Origin of the sequence: Variovorax glucosi (assembly GCF_051216695.1) — a bacterium.
Lineage (GTDB): Bacteria > Pseudomonadota > Gammaproteobacteria > Burkholderiales > Burkholderiaceae_C > Variovorax.
Genome location: NZ_JBPJZE010000199.1, coordinates 1 through 1,236, shown reverse-complemented (window position 1 = coordinate 1,236; position 1,236 = coordinate 1). Strand labels below are relative to the sequence as shown.

At 70.2% G+C, this 1,236-nt stretch carries 2 protein-coding genes; one reads left to right on the top strand and one right to left on the bottom strand.

The features are described from left to right. The coding region (locus ACSFA3_RS24250; RefSeq protein ID WP_435507934.1) for an ABC transporter substrate-binding protein at positions 1-903 on the top strand (903 nt) is incomplete at its 5' end. A 15-nt stretch (positions 904-918) separates the two neighbouring features. On the opposite strand, the gene ACSFA3_RS24245 is transcribed toward ACSFA3_RS24250, so the two are convergent. After that, the coding region (locus ACSFA3_RS24245) for a Crp/Fnr family transcriptional regulator (RefSeq protein ID WP_435507933.1) at positions 919-1,236 on the bottom strand (318 nt) is incomplete at its 5' end.

Sequence of the window (1,236 nt, the reverse complement as noted above, 5' to 3'; positions counted from 1 at the left end):
GACGACGGCTACGACGCGGCCCGCGCCGCCGTCAACGCGCGCACCCTGCTCACCACCAACAAGGCCGACATGCTCTTCGGCTTCGTCGGCACGGCCAGCAGCGAAGCCGGGGCCAATGTCGCCACGCAGCAGGGCAGCCTGCTGTTCGCGCCCTTCGCTGCCTCCGACACGCTGCGCGGCGCCGACCACCCCAACGTGTTCCATGTGCGGCCCGGCATGATCGACGAGGCCCTGAAGATCGTGAAGCAGTGCGCCACCGTGGGGCAGACGCGCATCGCGCTGGTGGGCGACGACGACGCCATGGGCCGCGCCGGCCTCGCGGCCGTGGAGCAGGCCATCACCGAGCTCAGGCTCACGCCGCTGGTCGCGAGCGCGCTGGTGCCGGCCACCGGCAACAAGCTCGACGCGGCCCTGAAGACCGTGCAGCAGCAGTCGCCGCAGGCCATCGTGCTGGTGTCGCTCTCGGGCACCACGGCCAATGCCATCCGCGCACTGCGCAAGAGCGGCTACGCGGGCAGCTTCATGGCCTTTTCCATCGTCGGCATCGACCCGCTCTACGCCACGCTGGGCAAGGACATCGGCGGCATCGTCATTTCGCAGGTGGTGCCGTCGCCGCGGCCCTCGGCCATTCCCATCGTCAAGGAATACCTCGCGGCCGTGGACAACTCCGACCAGACCGCGTCGTACGAAGGCCTCGAAGGCTTCATCGCGGCCAAGGCGGCCGGCGAAGCGGTGCGCCGCGCTGGCCGCGGCTTCAACACCGCGAGCCTGCAGCGCGTGATGTCCGGCATGACGGACTACGACGTGGGCGGCTTTCGCATCAACCTGCGTCCGGGCCTGCGCGACAGCGTGCGCAACATCGACCTGATCAGCATTTCTGCCGACGGTCGGGTCTTGCGCTGACGGCGGCGCACGGGCTCAGCCCAGGCTCACCAACTTCTGCAGCGCATCGAGCGACAGCAGCTCGATGCGCCCGTAACGCAGCGCGACCACGCCCTCGCCCGCCAGCGCATTGAGCTCCTTCGACAGCGTCTGGCGCGTCACGCCGAGCATCATCGCCAGCGCCTCCTGTGGCAGTTGCAGCTCGTGGCGCAGGTGCACCGACTGCGTGGCATCGCCGCGCGCCAGCACCAGCAGCCGGTGCGCCACGCGGGCGCGCAGGCTGCGCAACGTGGCGTCTTCCGCCAGCCCGTAGAGCATGCGCACGCGCGCCGCCAGCATCGCCGCGATGGCGTT